The 19,518-nt window shown below is 69.0% G+C and carries 18 protein-coding genes and 2 pseudogenes; 5 read left to right on the plus strand and 15 right to left on the minus strand.

The annotated features are described in order from the left end of the window. Positions 1-239: 239 nt before the first annotated feature. Positions 240-1,865 (plus strand): hypothetical protein, encoded by a 1,626-nt coding sequence (locus OG306_RS00980; RefSeq protein WP_266908075.1) that lies wholly within the window; start codon positions 240-242, stop codon positions 1,863-1,865. A gap of 16 nt (positions 1,866-1,881) precedes the next feature. Here OG306_RS00980 and OG306_RS00985 read toward each other — a convergent pair whose 3' ends face one another. The 5 genes from OG306_RS00985 to OG306_RS01005 all read right to left on the minus strand — a co-directional run bounded on the left by OG306_RS00985 (position 1,882) and on the right by OG306_RS01005 (position 7,044). Beyond that, a complete protein-coding gene (locus OG306_RS00985) occupies positions 1,882-5,478 on the minus strand; it encodes a LysM peptidoglycan-binding domain-containing protein (RefSeq protein ID WP_371665043.1) in 3,597 nt (1,198 codons plus the stop codon). A 9-nt stretch (positions 5,479-5,487) separates the two neighbouring features. Beyond that, a complete protein-coding gene (locus tag OG306_RS00990; RefSeq protein WP_266908079.1) occupies positions 5,488-5,946 on the minus strand; it encodes a TadE/TadG family type IV pilus assembly protein in 459 nt (152 codons plus the stop codon). Beyond that, the gene (locus OG306_RS00995; RefSeq protein WP_323187901.1) at positions 5,943-6,314 is read right to left on the minus strand and encodes a pilus assembly protein; all 372 of its coding nucleotides are present in this window, start codon (positions 6,312-6,314) and stop codon (positions 5,943-5,945) included. Before OG306_RS00995 ends, OG306_RS00990 begins: the two co-directional genes overlap by 4 nt. Before the next feature lie 82 nt (positions 6,315-6,396). Next, positions 6,397-6,822: a TadE family protein gene (locus tag OG306_RS01000; protein ID WP_266908081.1), complete on the minus strand. Its 426-nt coding sequence runs from the start codon at positions 6,820-6,822 to the stop codon at positions 6,397-6,399. A 51-nt stretch (positions 6,823-6,873) separates the two neighbouring features. Beyond that, positions 6,874-7,044 carry a hypothetical protein gene (locus OG306_RS01005; protein WP_266908083.1) on the minus strand — a complete coding sequence of 57 codons (171 nt, stop codon included), beginning with the start codon at positions 7,042-7,044 and terminating at the stop codon, positions 6,874-6,876. 152 nt (positions 7,045-7,196) lie between these two features. Between OG306_RS01005 and OG306_RS01010 the strand changes: the two genes are divergently transcribed. The 3 genes from OG306_RS01010 (at position 7,197) to OG306_RS01020 (ending at position 9,733) form a co-directional block, all read left to right on the plus strand. Continuing rightward, positions 7,197-7,346 (plus strand): hypothetical protein, encoded by a 150-nt coding sequence (locus OG306_RS01010; RefSeq protein ID WP_371665044.1) that lies wholly within the window; start codon positions 7,197-7,199, stop codon positions 7,344-7,346. 133 nt (positions 7,347-7,479) lie between these two features. After that, positions 7,480-9,279: an RNA-binding domain-containing protein gene (locus OG306_RS01015; protein WP_266908139.1), complete on the plus strand. Its 1,800-nt coding sequence runs from the start codon at positions 7,480-7,482 to the stop codon at positions 9,277-9,279. 178 nt (positions 9,280-9,457) lie between these two features. Further along, on the plus strand, positions 9,458-9,733 hold the full coding sequence (locus OG306_RS01020) for a hypothetical protein (protein WP_266908141.1): 276 nt from the start codon (positions 9,458-9,460) through the stop codon (positions 9,731-9,733). 73 nt (positions 9,734-9,806) lie between these two features. Here OG306_RS01020 and OG306_RS01025 read toward each other — a convergent pair. The 10 genes and pseudogenes from OG306_RS01025 to OG306_RS01070 form a co-directional block, all read right to left on the minus strand. Beyond that, a pseudogene (locus OG306_RS01025) lies at positions 9,807-10,060 on the minus strand (WhiB family transcriptional regulator); the annotation flags it as partial. Between the two features lie 223 nt (positions 10,061-10,283). Next, entirely contained in the window at positions 10,284-11,288 is a 1,005-nt protein-coding gene (locus tag OG306_RS01030; protein WP_266908087.1) for a hypothetical protein, read from the minus strand. 318 nt (positions 11,289-11,606) lie between these two features. Next, positions 11,607-12,329, minus strand: a complete 723-nt coding sequence (locus OG306_RS01035; protein ID WP_266908089.1) for a class I SAM-dependent methyltransferase — start codon at positions 12,327-12,329, stop codon at positions 11,607-11,609. 194 nt (positions 12,330-12,523) lie between these two features. Further along, positions 12,524-12,844 carry a VOC family protein gene (locus OG306_RS01040; RefSeq protein ID WP_266908091.1) on the minus strand — a complete coding sequence of 107 codons (321 nt, stop codon included), beginning with the start codon at positions 12,842-12,844 and terminating at the stop codon, positions 12,524-12,526. Further along, positions 12,841-13,371, minus strand: coding sequence for an NUDIX domain-containing protein (locus OG306_RS01045; protein WP_266908093.1), 531 nt, complete (start codon positions 13,369-13,371; stop codon positions 12,841-12,843). The genes OG306_RS01040 and OG306_RS01045 overlap by 4 nt, the downstream gene beginning before the upstream one ends. 6 nt (positions 13,372-13,377) lie before the next feature. Continuing rightward, positions 13,378-13,767, minus strand: a complete 390-nt coding sequence (locus tag OG306_RS01050; RefSeq protein WP_266908095.1) for a hypothetical protein — start codon at positions 13,765-13,767, stop codon at positions 13,378-13,380. A 3-nt stretch (positions 13,768-13,770) separates the two neighbouring features. Next, a complete protein-coding gene (locus OG306_RS01055) occupies positions 13,771-14,331 on the minus strand; it encodes a GntR family transcriptional regulator (RefSeq protein WP_353963842.1) in 561 nt (186 codons plus the stop codon). A gap of 38 nt (positions 14,332-14,369) precedes the next feature. Continuing rightward, entirely contained in the window at positions 14,370-15,269 is a 900-nt protein-coding gene (locus tag OG306_RS01060; RefSeq protein WP_371665045.1) for an IS3 family transposase, read from the minus strand. 171 nt (positions 15,270-15,440) lie between these two features. After that, positions 15,441-16,868 (minus strand): group II intron reverse transcriptase/maturase, encoded by a 1,428-nt coding sequence (ltrA, locus tag OG306_RS01065; protein ID WP_327259585.1) that lies wholly within the window; start codon positions 16,866-16,868, stop codon positions 15,441-15,443. A gap of 582 nt (positions 16,869-17,450) precedes the next feature. After that, positions 17,451-17,753 (minus strand): transposase, encoded by a 303-nt coding sequence (locus OG306_RS01070; RefSeq protein ID WP_266749749.1) that lies wholly within the window; start codon positions 17,751-17,753, stop codon positions 17,451-17,453. 277 nt (positions 17,754-18,030) lie between these two features. On the opposite strand from OG306_RS01070, the pseudogene OG306_RS01075 reads away from it, so the two are divergent. Further along, positions 18,031-19,258: pseudogene (locus OG306_RS01075) on the plus strand (IS110 family transposase). Positions 19,259-19,518 lie beyond the last annotated feature (260 nt).

Genomic DNA, 19,518 nt, shown 5'->3' on the forward strand with positions numbered 1-19,518 from the left:
GACGGCGGCATACCAGCAAAGCGCACAGGAGCAGACCAGCCCCGGCCCGATCACGCACGCCGGGTGGAGCGGGCGAGGGGCGGGCACGGGGCCCGTCGTCACACCCCGCCGTCAGCAAGAAGTGCTGTTCCTGAGGCTTGCGCCGTACGTGGGGGCGCTGGCAATCTTGCCGTCAAGCAGCAGACGTCATACGTCCGTTGTCCGAGTCCCGAGCTTTGTGTAAAAGATGGGGAGAGCGCATGAGTGACGAGGCCTTCAGTCGGGTGACGAGGCGGGGCGTACTGCTCGGCGGCCTGGCCGCGACGGCGATGGGTGCCGCGGGCACCCTGGCCGCGGCAGGACCGTCGAGTGCGAGTCCGTCGGCAGCAGCACCCACGGCCGGCATCTCTCCGTCGACCGACCCGACGAGAGGGCCGCACAAGTACTTCGCGTTCGACACCGGAATCTGGAACGGCCACCGGGGAATGGCGAACTGCCGCATCGAGATGGGCGATTTCGTCAAGGACGAAGAGCACAACCCCCTTTTCCGGGAAGGGATCTTCGAGAATCCCCGGCTGCCGTGGGAGCCGCGCTTCGACAACGGATACCCGAACGTCTTCTGGGATCCGGAGCACAAGAAGTTCCGCTGCTATTACACGCTCTTCCTCCGCGACCCCGCGTCGCTCGACACGCCTCCGGAGGAAAGGCGCGGGCGGGACTACGTCATCGCGAACAGGGAGACCGGCTGCTGCTACGCCGAGTCCACCGACGGCGTGCACTGGACGAAGCCCAAGCTGGGGCTGGTCAGCTTCGACGGCAGCAAGGACAACAACATCCTGTTCGAGCACGTCCAGGGAACGTCCGTGCTCTACGACCCCGCAGACCCGGACCCCACCCGCCGGTACAAGCTGATCACATTGCGTGAGGCGGACAAGGCGTCGCTGTGCGTGGCCTTCTCGTCGGACGGTATCCACTTCAGCGATCTCAAGCCCTGGCCGGCCAACAGCCCGTCCCCCGGTGCGGACTGCCACAACCTCGTCTTCCGCGACTCGCGCACGAGCGAGTACGTACTCATCACACGCCTGTGGGACAGCAACATCCGCGTATCCGCGATGTCGCGGTCCACGGACTTCATCAACTGGTCCAAGCCGGTCGAGGTCCACCGGGGCAACGGATTCGACTCCCAGATCTACTCGATGCCGGTCTTCGAGTACGGCGGCCTCTACCTCGGGCTCGCCTCGCTGTACCGCGACGGCGACACCACGCTTCCGTACTACGACACCGTCGACCTGGCACTGCAGTGGTCCATCAATCTCACCGAGTGGAACAACGTCGCACTCGACGACAGCACGCTCATCCCGCATGGCAAGGGCATGGAAAAGTACCCGCGCGGCGACTTCGACAGCAGCGTCATCTTCTCCTCGGTCCCCGTGGAGATCGACGACAAGCTGTACTTCTACTACATGGGCGGGAAGGGCCGGCACACCGACTGGCGTGAGTCCGCACTCGGTAGGGGCTACATCGAGAAGGACAAGTTCGCCTGCTACGGCAGCCGCAGAGGGAACCAGCCCTCCTCCATCACCTCGCAGGGTTTCAACTTCTTCGGCGAGAACGTCGAGTTGCTCGTCGACATCGAAGACGGCGGCCGGATCGAGGTGGACCTGATGAACCAGGGAGGTACCGTCGTCCAACCCGGTTTCGAAGCCGACAACAGCACACTTCGAGATCTCGGCAACGGTTGGCACCGGCTCACATGGCGCAACTCATCCGTCATGACTCTCAATCGTGAATCCTTCTACGCAATGAGGATCACGATGCGCAAGGCGAAGCTCTGGGCGATCCAGGGTGACCTGTACGTTCGCCCGTTGAAGTACGCCAAGCCGTAACGCGCGCCCTGCGCCCTCAGCGAGTAGTGAGGGGCCGGGGCAGCAGATTGCGCAGAAGTTCCGCCGTCTCGGCGTCCATGTCGACCCCGCCGCCGAGCTGTTCGTTGATCTTCGTCAGGGTTGCGGCGGCGTGACGGAGGGCGTCGATGTCGCCGGCGACGTGGTGGGCGAGGAAGATCTGGCGGTGCAGGGTCTCGTTCTCCTCGGCGGCGAGCAGGCCTCGGCGGGCTGCCCACAAGGCGGCGGGGACATCTCCTGCTTCGCGGCGGCGCGTGGACAGTTCGTACGCGACGTGTGCGATCGCCGAGACCATCTCCTCGATGGCGGGCTCGGCCCAGGCGTAGCGGCCGGGGTCGATTCCGGTGAAGGGGCGGCCGCGGACCAGGGCGAGTGCGCGGCGCAGTGCAAGGTCGCCGTCTTCTGTGTGGTCGGCCAGGCCCTTGCGGGTGTGTTTCTGGAATCGGGTCCAGTCGCAGGCGGTGTGGGGGCCGAGGCGGTAGCGGTTGTCGCCTGTGTCGTGGACGCGCGGGAAGTGTGGTTTGCCGCCGGTGTCCGTGCCTAGCCAGGACCGTGTGCGGGAGATGACCTGGTTGCGCCTGTCCTTGTTGCCGATGCGGCCGGGCCACAGGGCGTCGTCGATGGCGTGGTGGTCGACGCCCGGGTTGAGGGCGAGGAAGGCGACCAGCTCGGTGCCGATTCGCTTGCGACTGGAGTCGATGCGGCCGGTGGTTCCTGCGATGTTGATGGGGCCGAGCAGCAGCACGTCGAGCCCATCGCCCGCTTCCGGGTCTTCCGTCTGCGGGGGAAGGGGAGACGCCGTGGTCGTGGTGGTCGGAGCCGGGATGGTGACGTGGACGGCCCTGGTGGGTACTGCGCAGGGGGTGGCCAGCACCATGGGAGGGTCGGCGGGCCCGGTACGGGGCTGGTCCTCGGCAACATCGTCTTCTTCGGCCAGGACGTCGGCGAGCGAGAGACCGGCGGGCCGCTCCCCCTGTCCGTCGGCGTCGTCGGCCGGTTCCTTCTCCAAGGTCAGGCGGTCGGCTGTACCCAGACTGGCATCACCGGTCTGGGGTGCTTGAGTGACGGGGCCAGCTGCGAGAGCAAACTCCTCGTCGTCGTTGAGCGCTTCCTCTTCGGCGGCGTACTCAGCGGGCAGACCGTCCTCGCCCGAGGCCTCATCGTCTTCGTCTTCGTCTTCGTCGGGGTCGGCACGGACCCAGTCGGGTGCCGGAACATCGGCGTCGCTGGCGGCAAGGGTGAGCAGTTCGATGGCGTCCGCGAAGTGCTCGTCGCTCAGGCCTTGGAGATGGATGGGCAGGTTGGATCCGGGGAGCACGATGGTCTCGTCGGGGCTCTGGCAGGTCAGCGTCCAGGCGTCGGCCGAGGTGTCGGTGGAGGCGGCACCGGTGGTGATGACGGCGGCCGCCGTATGGGGTTGCTCGGTGAGAGCGTCGAAGAGACGGTCGGTGTCGGCTCCGTCGGGCAGGTTCTGTGCGAGGACGATGTGTGGTGTCCAGGCCCCTTGGGCGTCGTCGGACAGCCGGGCGGCCCGCAGCGAGTCGGTGCCGATGCTGGCGAGGGTGCGGCGCTGGTCGGCGGTGTGAGCTTCCACGTCGGCGGCGGCGTCGGCCAGGTTTTCGGTCCGGGCGACGCGTTCGGGGGCGGCCTCTTCGAGGCCGGGCGCCACGTCTGCCAGGGCAGTGACTTCCAGGTGTCCCGGTAGCGGGGTGCTGGCGAGTTCGACGGCGATGGCCTGCAGAACGTGCCGCGCGAAGTCGTCGTCACCGGCGAGCTGGAGGATGCCGACGTGCTCGAGGTCGACCAGGACGAGGTGGCCCTTGTCGTCCCAGCCGATCGAGACGAGCGCCGGGTAGGGGGCGTCCGCGTCCTTGAGGGCGTCTTCGTCAGCCAGATCAGGGTTGCTGGCCGTACAGGTCCACATGTCCTGACGTCCGGCCGCGGCGGCGAACGGCTTCATGGGCGCGGTGTCCCGGTCGAGGTGGAGCTCGACGCGTGACTCGTGCAGGACGACTGCCTCGATCACGGGAAGCTCTCGGTCGGCGGCTGTCAGGTTCAGGGCGAGGGAGCGCAGGGTGGTGTTCAGCAGGTCGAAGCCGGTGGGGTGCTGGGCGGCGCGCAGGCCTTGCTCGGTTGCGGCCGCGCGGCCCTGGGGCATCGGGATGCGTCGGCCCGGGCGAAGGCGGCGCTGCTGTAGGCGGCGGCGTACCGCCAGCGTGCCGACCAGGGCGTCGGCCAGAGCGCCTGCGCCCATCCATACGGCGGCCGGCGCGAGGGCGTGCTCGTTGTGTGCTTGTGCCGTGGCGGGGGTCTGATCGCGACCGGTGTCCTGGGAGCTGGGTGCCGGGGCGACGGTGCTGGGAGTGCCCGGGGACGGCTGGGCCGTACGGCTCGGGAACGGGGCCGGCACTGTGGTGGCCGGGGCTGGCTGCTGCGCGTCGCGTTCGTGCTCCTCCTCGCCCCGGTCTGGTGCCTTGTCGTTGGTCTTGCTGTCGGGCTTGTTCTCCGGCGTTTGATCGTCGGAGACCGGCGGGGTTTCGGTACCGGAGTCGGCTGGCGGATCGGCCTGCGCGTCCGGCTGGGGCAGGTCGAGTTCCTGGCCCGGGTAGATCAGGTCCGGATTGTCGAAGGTTCCGCCGCCGGGCTGGGCTTTGCCCTTGTTGGTCTCATAGATCCTGGTCCAGTCGGTGGGCTCGCCGTACTTGTCGGCGATCCCCCAGAGGCTGTTACCCTCCTGGACGGTGACGCTCGCGGGGCGCTCCGCGTCGCTCTTGGCCGGGGCTGAGGTGTCGTCGGTGCGGTCGGCGACCTGCCCGGTCTCCTGCTTCTGGGCTTGTGGCGTGGGGCTGGTGTCCGCAGCTGGGGCCTTGACTGCCGGAGACTGGGGGGCCGAGGCGGTGGGCGTGGGGCTGGTGGCGGGGGCGACGGGCCGTGCGTCAGCCGGCAGCTTGGTGACCGCGCCCTTGGGCAGGTAGCCGTCACCGGCGGCCAGTTCGGGGATTTCGGGGTTGAGGGCGGCGATGTCCCTCCATCGCTGCCCGTTGCCGAGGTACTCCTCCGCCAGGTCCCACGGCGATTCGGTGGGCGTGGAGACCGTGTGCGTGGGCCAGTCGGTCTCCTGCGTCGCGGAATTCGCCGAACTGGTTTTGGTGGGTGTGGTGGTGAGGCTGGTGTCCCCCGCGGTGTGCAGGGCAGTCGCTGCGACAGCAGGTGTCACGGTGGCCGCCGACGCCGCGGTGGGGGCGAGCAGCACGATGCCGCCGATCAGGAAGCTGGCGAGGGACTGCAGGCCTCCCAGGCCCTTGATGCTGGGTGCGGAGCGGCGGCGCAGCACGGCCACGATCTCCACCAGCACGGAGAACGTGAACGCCACCCAGCCGACCCAGCCGATGCAGGTGAGGGCGGTCAGGAACAGCGTCCCGTCGTCCTGCCGCATGAGCAGGTCCAGCCCTCCGGAGAGGTCGGTCGGCTGGTGGCCCACCTTGAACAGCAGGTACGGCACGCCGACGACCAGCGCGACCAGGAGGGCGAGGCCGATCAGGGCGCGCAGCAGGGAGCCGATGAAGCGCAGGGGGGCGGGGGTGCGGTGGGCCATGATTGCGGCTCAGCCTCCAGCTTGGGCTTGCAGATGAGCTTTCGCGGTGCCGGTCACGGTGATCGTTGACTTGCCCACCAGCTGCGCGAACAGGGTGTCGTAGGTGTCGTGGACGGTGACGGTGAGGGTCTGCCCGCCATCGGTGACCTGCACGTCACCCTGGACGTTCGCCGCGGCGAGGTAGTCCTGGGCGGCGCCGACGGCGGCGTCCGGGTCGATGGTGATCGCGGTGCCCTCGACTGCGGCTGCGGGGTCAAGCTGCTGGCCGGCTGTACGGGCCGCTTCCTGGGCGAGTGAGGTGGACCGGTTGGCGGCGTTCAGCGCTCCGCCGGCGTCCACGAGCAGCCCCATGACCATGAGGATCGCGAGCGAGGACAGAGCGAAGAACAGCGACATGGAACCCCGGTCGCGCTGGCGGCTGGTGAGAATCTCGATGCGACGTCGGGATTCCTGAACCCAAGTGCTCATTGGCCCGTCCTCCCCCGGTAGGTATCGATGGGGCTGGTCCACGACGCGGTCAGGGTCTTGGCGCCGGGCAGCCCGGGCAGTCCGATGTCGGACAGGTCCGCGGTACACGAGATCGTCGCCGTCACGTTGGCTTCCACGCCGACGTCGAGCGCGTAGCCGGCTGTGTCGACGACCACGCTGGAGGTCTGACAGGTCACGCCCTCGCCTTGCAGGCTGCGTACGGCTGCGGCCTGCGCCTGCGACTGGGCGCTGCCGGCATCGCGTTCCAGGGATGCGGCGCGGGCGGCCGCGCGGGCGGCGGAGTCCACGGCACCTTCGGCGTCGGTTACCCGGCCGAACGCGATCATCAGTAGGAGCAGGGCAATCATGACGGGGCGAGGACAGCGGTCTCGACTGCGTAGCTGCCCCGGTCACGGCGGAGCGCCGACATGAGGTGCCGCATTCGGGCGCTCACGGGTTCGTCCAGCGCTCGATCGGGGCGTCGGCGTACTGCACCACGTCCAGTTCCAGGCCGGGCACGAGGGTCGCGACGCTGCCGCGGACGGTGATGCGGATCTCCTGGGCGGTGCTGCCGGTTGAGGAGACGCTCGCACCGCGCACGCTGTTGCCGTACCAGGCGAGGAAGTCCTGAGCCTGGGCGACACCGTCACCCTCGCTGGCGCCGAAGGCCCGTCCCGCCTCAACCCCCTGGCGTGCGGCGGACTGGGCGACTTTGCGCGCGTGGTAGTACAGGCCGACCTGGATAGCGGTAAAGATCAGCATGAGGACGACGACGGCCAGGACCGCGAACTCCACACTTCCGAAACCGCGGTCGTTGCCGCGCAGCCGGCGACGGCGGGCGAACGCGCGCAGGCGGTTTCGCATCCGTGAGCTCACGCCTCTCCCCTCCCCTATGTTTTCTGATCCCCTAGGTTTTCTGGTTGGTGCTCAGCCGCCGTTGATGATGCCGATCTTCTCCATGAGCTTGGTGCGGATCGCGAGGACCAGCAGGCCGGCGCCGACATCGGCGTCGTCGTCGACATACGCGTTCCCGGCCGGTCCGGGCGCGACGACTCCTGGACCATCAAGCGCCGTCAGCTGCACGACCTGCTGGAACACAGTGCCAGCGCGGTGTACTGGCTGATCCGGGGCGCCGGTGATGTGCTGGTGGTTCCGGCGAAGTTCCTTGCTGCCGTTGAGGGTGCCACCGCCGTCCGTCCTCCCAGCAGTTCACCGTTGGCTACACAGCCGTCCGGCACACCGCGGTGCCCATGGAGCAGTACCTGCCCGATCTGGTCGTGGGCTTGTGGCTCGGCAGCTGCAGCGAGCAGACGCTCCAGGCGGCCCAAGGCACCGGCCGCACCACACAGCCCCGGTTCGCCCTCACCATCGACGTCGTTCTCGAGCCCGTGGAGGGGTGAGCAGGCCGAGTCCTGCTCGCTTTCCTGGTTCAGCTGGGCGATAGGTGAGATCAGCGCACAGCCCGCGGTGAGCGTGAACCACGAATTCCGGCGCCCGGAGGCAGATGTGCCGGTGGATACTGCCGGGGTGTCGATGGATCTGAAGAGCGCGCTGGCCGCGCTGGATGCTCATGAGCCGGGCTCCCTTCTCGAACTGCGCGAGACGCAGTGGCTCGACGCGAAGGCCGCTGCGTACCAGCTGGCTAATCCGCGCGCGGTCGAGGAGCTCGCCAAGGACGTGGGCGCCTTCGCCAATGGGGGCGGCGGCGTCATCGTCATCGGCATCGCGACCCGTCTGGAGCACGACGAGGAAGTACTTGACCGAATCGTCGGAGTCGAGCCCGCATCGGTGAACCTGGACCAGATCCGCAAGCTGATCCGCGCCCAGATCACGCCGTCACTGCGGGGGGTGCGGGTCGGCTGGTCCGGCAAGGACGAGCGGGTGGTGTTCATCCACGTCCCCGCGCAGGCCGTCGACACGCTCTTCGTCGTGCCGGCACCGGTCGGGAAGCCCGGCTCGGTCCGACCGGACACGGTCGCTGTGCCGGTGCGGGACGGAGACAGCACGCACTGGCTGATGCGGACCGAGATCCAGCAACTGCTCTCCGCCGGGGTCCGGGCCTCCGGCATGCCGACGGCTCAGGCACTCGCCGAGCTGGTCCGCGAGGCCGTGTCCGGGACGGACCTGACTGAGCTGCGGGTGGGGCAGGGGCTCCCGGACCGGGAGCGGGAGCTGCGCGAGGCCTACCGGCAGCTGGCCGAGGCCGGGCTGGGGAAGCCGGCCGGGGAGGCGTGGGCCCACGGGCCGGCCGCCCTGCAGGACCTGCATCATGTCCGTGACGAGGAGTCGGAGTGGGTGTTGTGCCTGGTGGCCGGTCGCTCGCCGGTCGCGGTCGCCGCGCCCGTCTGGCAGGCGATCATCGAAGCCGGACGGGGCGCCGCGGGCCAAGACCCGCTCGCAGCCGTGGGCTACCCCGTCCCACCCGAAGCCGAGAGCGGGCCGTGGGTGATCCGGGCTGACGCGGGGAGCGTGGACCTTGACGGCGGGACATGGGGTGCGGGCCGCTTGGCGCGGCCGGGGAACGGCATGTGGCGGTGGCAGCCACTCCCCCGCTTCGGCCTCCACCAGGGCCGGTCAGCGACGAACTGGACCGCCGGCCAGACACCGGCCCTGCGCCTGCGCGCCGTGGTCAATCTCCCATGGGCCGGGCCGGACGCGCTGGAGATCACCAAGTCGCGGCGCCACGAGCTCGAACAGCAGCTCCCGTACAGCGCGTTGGCCGGTGACCTGACGATGCTGTCGAAACGCCGGGGTGCGGATCTGCCAGCCGCGCGGTGGGAGCGGGCTCCGTACGGCAACTCCTCCCGCTCAGTCGCCTACACGTGCACGATCACCACCCCGGACGGCACCCCGGCCCTGAGGGCCGGCGTCATGCTCGCCCTGCCGTCGTCGATGGAGTCCACCGTGGTCGCCTGCGCGGAGGTCCTGGTCGAGGACACCACGGCGTGGGCTGCGGCTCTCGGCCCCGGCTGGGAGACGCGGCTGCGCCTGGAGGAGGCTCAGGTTGCCTTGCTGAGTGCATGGGAGATGGCCGCCGAGCTCCTGCCCGGCCTCGTCGACGCCGGGGATCTGCCGTGGGCGGCCCCGCCCACCACCGAGCTGCGGCTCAGCAGCGAGCGGCCCGCCCCGAACGACGTCCTGCCCACCCTGGAGACCCTCGTCGACCTGGCGCCGCTCGGCCCCGGTGACGGTAGTCGGCCCATGATGGCTGTCACGATCACCGGCGAGCCCCGCGTCCCCTCGTCCGAGCGTCGGGACCTGGCGAGGCGCGCCCTGGTGCACATGGCCCGCGCGTTCGGGTACGTCGACGCCGAGTTGGACACACTGCAGTAGGCCCGCGGCCGGTCACCCCGGAGCAAGACACGCGAGCGGCTTCGGTCACGGGGGAGGCCCCTTGCACGTGCAGCGGCTGGACAGGGGGCCGGGGCTGGGCGCTGGTTCTGGTCACGTGCGTGGCTCGGTCTGACCGCATGGGGCAATGGCCTCCGCGTCACGTCTACGCTCGGGACTCATGAGCGATCCGACCGTCAACTTCCTTGCCACGTTCGCGGGTGTCGGCCGAGCCCTGTTCAGCGAACTCGAGGACGCCCTGGAGTGGTGCGATCGGCGGGCCGAGGAGCAGTTTCCCGGTGCTGTCGTGGAGTGGCGGGAGCCGGAGGGCGCAGCGGGAGTTGGCACGGGTCAGTCCGGCCAGCAGTGGCACCGTCAGGAGCCGAAGGCGGGTCACTCCATCCCGCCCCTGAGCCTGGGAAGCGTGGTGTCGCCTCCAGTCGACGCGGAAGTGTGAGGGGGCTCGTATACGGGCTCCGCGCCGACCGCGTCAGCCGGCTGCCTGCCAGCGCGGACCATCTCCAGTTACGTGCCGACCGGTCGTGCTCCCTGCGGGCTGCCTCCAGCAAGTTTCGCCATGACGTCACCGTCGGGCGCCGACGCAGGAGCGCGCGTCGTTCCCGGTCCGTCGTGCCTCCCCACACGCCGTGCTCGATACGCTGATCGAGAGCATGGGCAAGGCACTCCGTGCGCACCGAACAGCCACTGCAGACCGTCTTCGCCCTGTTCTGGGCTGCGCCTTCTACGAACAGCTCTCCGGATCAGCGGTACGGCATACCGCCCGTTCGCCCCATTCGTCGTCATCACCCGCGACCACCCCCGACGCCGTCCTCTCCCCGATCGGCCTACGTCATCCCACCCTAGGACGTTGGCAGTTCGGTGACGGTACGCCAATCGGGCGAGGCATGGAACATCGATGGCCAGCAGCAACCCCTGCGGGTGAAGAGGCGCTTGGCGGCTAGGGGGCCGGCGCAGCACCGGGCGGCCTGGCCCTCGCGGCATCGGTGTCACCCGTCGGCCCGGCCTCCCGGCACGAGAGGGAGCGGGGCCTCGCCCGTCAGCTTGCCGATGCGCTGCCGGATCGCCCTGAACATCTCGGCGCGGTCCTTCTCCGGGTAGTCGACGCGGTCGTAGCGCAGCTGGAGCGCGGCGGTGCGGTCCGGGGATTTCAGCAGCACCAGGCCGAGGCCTTCGCCGGGTGTCAGGTCCCGGTGTCCGCGCAGTTCGAGCGGCAGGCCGTTCACGGGGTCTGTCAGCGCCTGCACCAGCTCCGCGCGGCGCAGGCCGGTGTCGGAAAAGTGGTCCATCTCCAGGATCCAGAACTCCCCCAGCCTCGCCTCGTGCCCGGTGACGACCTGGGGAATGGCGACCGTGTGCAGAAGGCCAAGGCGGCGCAGGAGGCCGCTGGGCAGCCAGGCGGCGGCGCGCCAGGTGGAGTCGTAGGAGAGCGGCTGGCGCTCGTCGTCCCACTGCCGCTCGTAGTCGGTCCAGGTGCCTTCGGCCAGCCAGCAGGCTTCCCCGCCGTTGTCCTCGACGCGCTGGGCAATGGCGGCCTCGGCTTTCTCGAAGGCGCGGCGGGAGGGACCGGTCAGCTGGAGGCTGGTCGGCTGTCCGAGCCGGCGGAGTTCGATGCCGCGCTCGGTGCGCGCGCAGATGCGGACGCCGTTGAGACCGTAGATCTCGTCCCGCCCGGTGCGCATCGGCACGCGGCACGGCAGCAGTCCGGACAGCAGGCTGTCGAGGCTCGCGTTGCTCTCCATGTGCAGGCGCAGGCCGGCCGCGGTGGGCTGGACGTACCGGATGCCGAGCGGGTACTCGAAGTAGTGCCGCTGGGAGTTGAGGACCCAGTAGAGGATCTCGGACTCGAAGAGGAGCTGCGCGTGTGCGGCTGGTGCCGGGATGAGGGGCGCGTCCGGCGGCAGGGCGGCGACGACGTCGCACGCGAGTTGGCGGGGGGCGCCGGTGTAGAGGGCGTACGTACGGGCGCGGCTGCTGATCTGGGAGGCCGACATCGGCAAGCACCTTTCACTCGGAGATCCGTCGGCCCGCGGAACGTGAGGAAGAGGTACTGCGTGCGGTACTGGAGTGGAGGGCTGGGGCTGGTCGAAGACCGCGCTTCTTCGCCTCCGCCTGAACCCGAGGGGCCGAGGTTCGCGGTAGGAGCAGCAGACCAATGCCGCAGTAGGCAACCGTAGCCGTGGCACTCGACTCGGAGGGGAGTGCCACGCCGTTCGTCGGCTCGGGATGCCGGTGGGGCGGGTGGCCCCGGGACGTCTGTACCGCCCCAGAGTAGTCTGGTGCGCTGCCTGAATGGTTGGTTGGGTGGGTGGTCACGGACCGCTGGGTTCGGCATCTGAGTCGACCCAGAACGCCTTGTACAGCAGGCCCGGGTGACGGTGTGGGGCCGTGACGTGGCCGGCCACGCGGTAGCCCATCGACGCCACGTCGCCCTCAAGGCGGTCCTGATCGCGTTCCTCGTTGAAGACGCCGACGATCAGGCGGCCGCCGGGGGCGACCACGGCGTGCAACAGGTGCCGGACGTAGGTGCCGCGCAGCGTGGGCGGGACGTAGTCCAGGCCCGTGCGCACGATCGCGAAGGTGCGCGAGGGCGTCCAGTCCATGGCGTTGGCGTGCCAGATTCTGCTGCTCCATTGCGGGCACCGGTCGCGGGCGAGTGCGGCCAGGGCCTGGGAGATGTCCACGCCGTACGGCTCGATCCGGATGCCGTCCTGTGCCGCCCAGGCGGTGAGGGTCTCCATGAGGTGACCGTTGGCGCATCCGATGTCGAGGAAGTCGCCTCCGCCGAGTGGCAGTGCCCGGGTCAGGGGGCGCCGGGCACGTTCCCAGTGGGCGGCGTCGCCGCTGTGTCCGGACTGGGCGCGGGGGTTGTCGGCGGCCAGGTAGGCGGGCTCGATGAGCGCGCGGACGGCGTCGTGCCAGCCCTGCTGGTCGAGGTGACCGGCGGCGAAGGCAGCATCGATGGCCGAGCTCTCCCGCCATCCCCGTTCCTTGGCCGCAGCCAGGTCATCGGCCGGCGATGGGTCTGCTGCCATGTCTGTTTCCTCGGTCGCGGAGGCCGGGGCCTCCTGGGGTTCGGCCTCCGCGCGAGGTGAGGGCCGTCCCCGTTCGGCGTTGGCCCATGCTCGGGCGGGTGGGTGTCCGCGGGCGGGCACCAGGTCAGCCGGCGGGGCCGTCGAGGCCGATCACGGTACCGAAGGGGTCTTGGACCTGACAGATGGTCCGGGTGTTATCCACGGCCAAGGGGCCGCGGTGGTGGGTGCAGCCCGCGGCCAGGAGTGGTCGTCACGTTGTCGACGGACGAGTACACCACCGGGCTCGCGCCGGGCGGGTTGTTCACCGGGTCCGCAGGATGGAAGCCGAGCTCGATGCCCCCGACGTCCAACCAGGCGTGGACCGAGGCGCCCGCGACGTCGAAGTGCACCTCGGTACCGAGGACGCTTGCCCACCACCGAGCCGATCGCTCCGGGTCGTCCGCGAAGACCATGACCGTGCGGACCCCGCCGAAGGCGATCCCACTGCCGGACGGTGTATCCGTGGGGCGGCTCAAGGCAGGTCTCCGAGGTAGCAAGGGCCCGGACGGCCGTCGGCGAGATCGGACACCGGGCCGGTCAGGCCAGCAGGCAGGAGAGCCAGTTCGCCGACCGTCGCGGCGGCGTGCCACACGACTGCGGACTGGGTCCGGTCGGGGTGGCCCGGCGGTGCAGCGGCGCTCTCATGCTCCAGGTAGGCGTCGAAGTAGAGCTGGAGCTGTTGGAGGCGGGTCGTGTGGTGCGGATCGCCTTGGTGGCGCTGCGGCAGGTACTCCCGGACCCAGCGCAGTTCGCCGACGCGGACCGACAGCCCCGTCTCCTCCAGGACCTCCCGGCGCACAGCCTCCGCCGAGGTCTCACCGGGTTCAACACGGCCCCCGGGCAGAACGTAGAACTCCCGATCCTGGTCGCGGTGACGGACCAGGAGGATCTCGCCCTGGGCGTTCAGCACGACCGCACGGGCGCTGACCCGCGGCTCGGTGGCCTGCCTCCGGGGCGTGGGCCTGGGATCGGGTGCGGCGGTCTCGCTCTCGTCGGCTCTCATGGCAGCTCAGGCCACCGAAGGCACGGACAGTGGTGCCCCGGCCGGGTGAGGATCGCTCACTGTGGTGAGGTGCCTGCGGGCGACGGCCTCTTGCTGAAGCGCGGTCCTCAGATGCCACAGCGAGACCGCCGGGAGGAGGGTGCCGAGCCGGGCCGCTGCCCGCAATGCCTCGGCTACTTCAGCCAGGGGCCCGGCGGCCTTCCGCGACCGCTCGTCGCCTTGATTGCCGCGCAGACGTTCCACGATCTCGTCCAGCATCTGTGCCAGCTCGCCCGCTCCGGGGTCGTCCGGCGCGTCCGCTCCCCACCACTGGACGGCAGCCTCCAGCGCCGTAAAGGCGTCGGCGCGGTCGAGCGGCGGCCTGGTGGTTACGTCCCCGTGCGTCACGATCACCATCGTTCACCTTCCGGCCCCTCGTTGGGGCAAAAACGGGGAATCGGCGGCGCTCGGGTCAGGTCGAGGCATGGGTCGGGAGGTACCCAGGGCTCCTGGAGGCGTCGTCCGTGCCGCGGGCTGCGGTCGGCACAGGCATGCCGCGGCGCAGTGCCTCGCAGGTGAGGGCCCCAAGCTCGGCCCCGGCCGTGTAGTAGGCGTCGGCGGCGCGGGCCAGGCGCTGCTCGGCGGCAGCCAGGGCCGCGGCGAACTCTTCATCGGTCGGCGCCTGACCCCGAGGAGAAATGGGCTACCCGAGAGCTCCCTCGTCCCGAGGAGGGGTTCGTCCTGCCGTGCGGCGCGGCGGACGAACACGCCCTTCCCCTTGACCGCGTAGACCAGGCCCTCGCGTTTGAGCACGCGCACCGCGTTCTGCGCGGTCGAGTTGGCGATGTCGAAGCGGTCTTGGAGTTCCCGCGCGGAGGGAAGCCGGTCGCCCGGCTTGAGGACTCCGGACCGTATCTCCTCCCTCAGCCGGTCTGCCGTGCGGACGTAGGGGGGCCTGGGGTCGTGCTCGGCGTCGACCACCTCGGTGGTGTCAATCCCCTGATTTCGTAGAGACCTTGTTATGCAACTTGGCCCTGATGGTGGGTGTGGTTGCGTGCTTCTTGGATGGTGTTCTCGAACGTGACGGGCAGCTGCCCGCCGGCGGCGCTGTGGCGCCTCCTCGTGTTGTAGAAGTCGGTGATCCAGGTCGCGGTCTTGATCCTGGCCTCGGCCCGGGTGTCGAAGCGGTGCCGGTGGACGTACTCGACCTTCAGCACAGAGTGGAACGACTCCGCGGCGGCGTTGTCCAGCGCCGACCCCACGCGCCCCATCGACTGCACGACACCCCACCGGCCGCAGAGCTGCTGGAACGCCGCACTGGTGTATTCCGAGCCGCGGTCCGAATGAAAGATCACGCCGTCCACCTCGCCACCCCGGGTGGCGATCGCCATCTGCAGTGCGGCGCTGACCAGGGAGGTGTCGTGCCGGGAACCCATGGCGTAACCGAGTGCCCGGCGGGAGAACGCGTCGTGGACGGAGGCAAGGTAGAGCTTGCCCTCGCCGGTGTCGATCTCGGTCATGTCGCCCCACCACAGCACGTCCGGAGCGATGGCGTCGAACCCGCGTCGCACCAGGTCAGGAGAGGCTTTCCGTTTGCCCTGCCGCGTCAGCGACTTGCGTCGACGCGGCGGCCTGCGGCCCTGGAGGCCGAGCTCGGCCATGATGTCGGCGACGGTGTTCCGCGACACCTGCCAGCCCTCCTCCCACAGATCCAGCGTGATCCTCGGCGAGCCGTACGTCCTGCCCGACCGGTCGAAGAAATACCGGATCCTCTCCGCCAGCTCGGCCCGTCTCACCTCGCGTTTCGTCGGCCGGTCAGGGCGCCATTGCCACTTGTAGAACCACGCCTCCGACACCCCCAGAGCACGGCACGAGACGCGATACGGAATGTTGCACTCGGTCTTCTGGTCGCTGATCACCCCGACGACAGCCGTCGGGTCCGCCGCAGCTACTTCACCCAGATGAGTAGGGTCGGCCCGAGGCGCGGTGCTGGCCTTGCGACCAGCCCGTTTCCCCGGGCCGCCCTCCGCACCCGCCGTGCCCGTTCCCGAGCAACGGGCGCTCCACAAGCCCCGGTTGGGCGGTGTTTTTCAGCCGGTGCTGGGCCACGGGGCGGGGATCTTCATCCCTCGGTAGAGGTAGCGGATGGTCTTCACCCTGGCGGGGTCGAACAGCCGCACCTCGTCCGTGACGGGCCACCAGCGGCCACCGCAGTAGCGGCGGCGCAGGTCCTTCCAGGTGCTCCGGCGGAACTTTCTTCGCAGCCATTTGATGACCCGCTGCCAGACGAAATGGCGCAGGTATCGGAAGGTGGCGTGCGAGACACCGAAGCGGAAGTAGGCCGTCCAGCCCCGCAGCACCCGGTTGAGGCGGTGCAGCAGGACTTCCAGCGGCAGATTGGTGTCCTGTCGGCATACGTTGCGCACCTTGTCCTTGACCGACGCGAGCGCCTTCTTGGACGGGTAGGTGTAGACGTAGTGCCGGTTGGTGCCCTTCTTCCGGTGGCGCTGGAGGCGCCAGCCGAGGAAGTCCAGGCCCTCGTCGATGTGCGTGATCTTCGTCTTCTCCGGTGACAGGCGCAGGCCCATCGGGAAGAGGACCTCAGCTACCCAGTCACGGATGGCTATCGCATCCTCGCGGGTCCCGGCGACGAGCACGAGAAAGTCGTCCGCGTACCGGCAGATCCGGTAGTTGGGCTTGCCCGTTGCCCGCCGGTGGGCCCTGCGGCTGCGGGTGGCTCCTGGTCCTCCCGGTCCCGCCGCGATCGCCTCGTCCAACACGGACAGGGCGATGTTGGAGATCACGGGCGACAAGATCCCGCCTTGCGGTGCACCGGCCCTGGACTCCTTCAGGCCGGACTCCTCGGTGAGGATCCCGGCCTTGAGGAACGCCTTCACCAGATCCATCACGCGCTTGTCCCCGACCCGGGCCCGCATCCGTTGCAGGACGGGTGCATGCCCGATGTTGTCGAAACACGCCTCGATGTCGCCCTCAACCACCCACTCATAGGAGCGGGAGGCCAAGTAGTGACTCTCGGCGATCGCGTCATGAGCCCGGCGCTTGGGGCGGAACCCGTAGGAACACGGGAGGAAATCCGCCTCGAAGATCGGCTCCAGAACCAGTTTCAAGGAAGCCTGGACCACCCGGTCACGGATCGTGTTGATCCCCAGATAGCGGACCTTGCCGCCAGCCTTGGGAATCCCACGCTGCCGCACCGGCAAGGGCCGGAAGGTGCGGGTCTTCAACTCCGCCCGCAGCTCCGTAAGGAAGCCCTCCAGCCCACGCACGTCCTCAACGTAGTGGGCGGTCACGCCGTCCACTCCAGCCGTGCGCGCACCCTTGTTGCTCCGCACCCGCATCCACCCTGCAAGCAGGAAGGCCGGGTCACAGACGAGGTTGAACAGGTCATCAAACCGGCGAAGAGGATCCTCCGCCGCCCAACGGTGCAGCTTGGCCTGGATCTTCAGTACCCGGCGTTCGGCCACATACGCGACGTCCTCCAGCTCGTCGGTATTCACCAACGACCTCCTGACATTCCAGCTTCCGCACTGCCGACTTGCTGGCCCCCTTCGCCATGTACGCGCCTTTCGCGCGCTCGGACTACTACGGGGCCTCCGCCCCACCACGAGACCATCAGCCGGCGACGGGCCTGCCCCCACTCCCGGCCTGGAAGGACGGTGCCTGGGCGGTCTAGGATGGTTCCCACGTTCCCTGTGTGCCGATCGGCCAGGATGGGTGCCCTGCTTTGCCCCGACAGCCTCGCCGTGCCTACGCCGCAGTCCTTCGGCACGGCCCCCGGACCCGAAGACATCTCGGGCTCCGGAGTCGGCGGCCCGCATGTAGGGCAGCCGCGTACTGCATCCCGGCCCAGATCCACCAGGTTGGAGCCGGTACAACGCTTACGGAGCTTTAACCGCAGGTTCCTCACGTACACCTTCTGGCCTCGCTTGCCGGACCCGCACCGTCTGGCAGTACCGGCGCGTCCCGTCGTTGTCGGGGCTGCTTCCCGCCCTTCCCGGCATCCCCCGGGTCGGACTGCCCCCAGCTTCTACCGAACCGCTGCGACGGCCCGGCGGTGGTGGTCTTGCACCACCACTCGGTCACACAGAACTTCGTGGCGCACCCATGCAGCGTTTGAGGACATCACGCTCCATGACCAGCTCCTTGTTGTCCTTCCGCAGCTGGGCGTTCTCCCGCCGCAACCGGACCAGTTCCTCGCTCTCCACCGCCTGGCCGGCCCCGGCCCCGCCGACCCTGCGGGCCCGCGAGACCCAGCTCGCCAGCGTCGTCTCGTTGATCCCCAAATCCTTCGCGACCTGCCCGACCGGCTTCCCGGTCTCGGTCACGATCCGCACAGCCCCCTCACGGAACTCCGCGTCGAACTTCCGCCTCTTCTCCGCCATGACTCCCAACTTCCCCTGCAGTCACGGTCTCTACGCTACGAGGGAAGACTCACACTCGTTGGTGTTGGTGGTGCGAGCCCGCACCACGGTGACCTCTTGCGAAGCCCGAGCTGTTTTGAGCTCCCGTTTAGACCGAGGTCCGTGGGGTGAGCTGGTGCCACGAACAGCTACTGAGGTGGCGGACCAGTCAACGCGGCTGAGTCCTGGGATTAGGTCGCTGCGTGGTTCCGCATTAGCTCGTGACCAGCACAAACGCACAGGATTACTGGGAGGGATCTTGATCTACTGCGGCATCGACTGGGCGGAGAAGACACACGACGTCGCCCTGGTCGACGACAGCGGCCAGCTGCTGGCCAAGCGACACATCACCGACGACACTGCCGGCTACCGGATCCTGCTGGACCTGCTCGCCGAGTACGGCGACAGCCAAGAGAGCCCGATCCCCGTCGCGATCGAGACCTCCCGCGGCCTGCTGGTGGCCGTACTGAGGACCGGTAAACGGCGGATCTTCGCAATCAACCCGATGGCCGCCGCCCGCTACCGGGACCGGTACTCCGTCTCCCGCAAGAAGTCCGACCCCGGCGATGCTCTCGTGCTCGCCAACATCCTCCGCACCGACATGCACGCCCATCGGCCCCTGCCCCAGGACAGCGACCTGGGACGCGCCGTCGCCGTGCTCGCACGAGCTCAGCAAGATGCCACCTGGAATCGCCAGCAGATTTCCAACCAGCTCCGATCCCTCCTGCGCGAGTACTACCCCTCCGCCCTGGCCGCCTTCGACTCCTGGCGCAACGGACTCTGCCGACGCGAAGCCCACGAGCTCCTCAAAGCAGCCCCGACACCGGCCAAGGCCGAGCGGCTGACCCGCACCCAGCTGCAGTCCGCCCTCAAGCGGGCCGGCCGCCAGCGCGGCATCGACGCCGAGACCGAACGGCTCCGGGAGGTCTTCCGGGCCGACTGGGCCCACCAGCCGCCGCTGGTCGAAGACGCGCTCGGCAAGCAGATGCTCGCCCTCCTGGTCCAGCTGGAAGCCGCCTGCACAGCAGCCGACGACCTCGCCAAGGCGGTGGAGGAGACGTTCCCTCGACACCCGGACGCTGAGATCATCCTCAGCTTCCCCGGCCTCGGCACCCAGCTCGGCGCCCGGGTGCTCGCCGAGATCGGCGACGACCGCAAACGGTTCGCCGATGCCCGCGGCCTGAAGGCATACGCCGGCGCCTCGCCCATCACCAGGGCCTCCGGGAAGAAATCCAGCATCACCCGCAGGTGGGTCAAGAACGACCGCCTCAACCACGCCGGCTACCTCTGGGCCTTCGCCTCCCTCACCTCTTCGCCCGGCGCCAAAGCCCATTACCGACGGCGCCGCGACGACCACGGAGACTGGCACGCCGCCGCCCAGCGGAACCTTCAACCGCATGATCGGCCAGCTCTACCACTGCCTCCAGCACGAAGAGCTGTTCGACGAACACACCGCCTTCCCCGTCGAACTTGCCGCCGCAGCTTGACGAGTTACGCGCCTGAGGTGTCTACATCCCCACCGCCGAGGGCTGGCTCTACCTCGCCTCGTGGCTGGACCTGGCCACACGGGAGGTGATCGGCTACTCGATTGTTAGACGTCATTGAAAATGCCTATGAGTGCGGCAGTTTGGGCAGCTTGGTGCCGACAAGATCGGTAAGCGTGCCTGCCGACGGATAGGTGCAGATTTGGGGCGGCACCTTGCCGACGAAGGGCATGCGAAAGGCCCTCCCGGTATCTCTGGCCGAG

Source organism: Streptomyces sp. NBC_01241, assembly GCF_041435435.1.
In the GTDB taxonomy this organism is placed as follows: Bacteria; Actinomycetota; Actinomycetes; order Streptomycetales; family Streptomycetaceae; genus Streptomyces.

Coding starts and splice junctions, on each gene's coding strand:
- OG306_RS01010 (WP_371665044.1), top strand. CDS start 7,197: ATGGAGCAGTACCTGCCCGATCTGGTCGTGGGCTTGTGGCTCGGCAGC.
- OG306_RS01015 (WP_266908139.1), top strand. CDS start 7,480: ATGGATCTGAAGAGCGCGCTGGCCGCGCTGGATGCTCATGAGCCGGGC.
- OG306_RS01045 (WP_266908093.1), bottom strand. CDS start 13,371: ATGAGAGCCGACGAGAGCGAGACCGCCGCACCCGATCCCAGGCCCACG.
- OG306_RS00995 (WP_323187901.1), bottom strand. CDS start 6,314: ATGATTGCCCTGCTCCTACTGATGATCGCGTTCGGCCGGGTAACCGAC.
- OG306_RS01035 (WP_266908089.1), bottom strand. CDS start 12,329: ATGGCAGCAGACCCATCGCCGGCCGATGACCTGGCTGCGGCCAAGGAA.
- OG306_RS01030 (WP_266908087.1), bottom strand. CDS start 11,288: ATGTCGGCCTCCCAGATCAGCAGCCGCGCCCGTACGTACGCCCTCTAC.
- OG306_RS01050 (WP_266908095.1), bottom strand. CDS start 13,767: ATGGTGATCGTGACGCACGGGGACGTAACCACCAGGCCGCCGCTCGAC.
- OG306_RS01070 (WP_266749749.1), bottom strand. CDS start 17,753: ATGGCGGAGAAGAGGCGGAAGTTCGACGCGGAGTTCCGTGAGGGGGCT.
- OG306_RS00980 (WP_266908075.1), top strand. CDS start 240: ATGAGTGACGAGGCCTTCAGTCGGGTGACGAGGCGGGGCGTACTGCTC.
- OG306_RS01020 (WP_266908141.1), top strand. CDS start 9,458: ATGAGCGATCCGACCGTCAACTTCCTTGCCACGTTCGCGGGTGTCGGC.
- OG306_RS00990 (WP_266908079.1), bottom strand. CDS start 5,946: ATGAGCACTTGGGTTCAGGAATCCCGACGTCGCATCGAGATTCTCACC.
- OG306_RS00985 (WP_371665043.1), bottom strand. CDS start 5,478: ATGGCCCACCGCACCCCCGCCCCCCTGCGCTTCATCGGCTCCCTGCTG.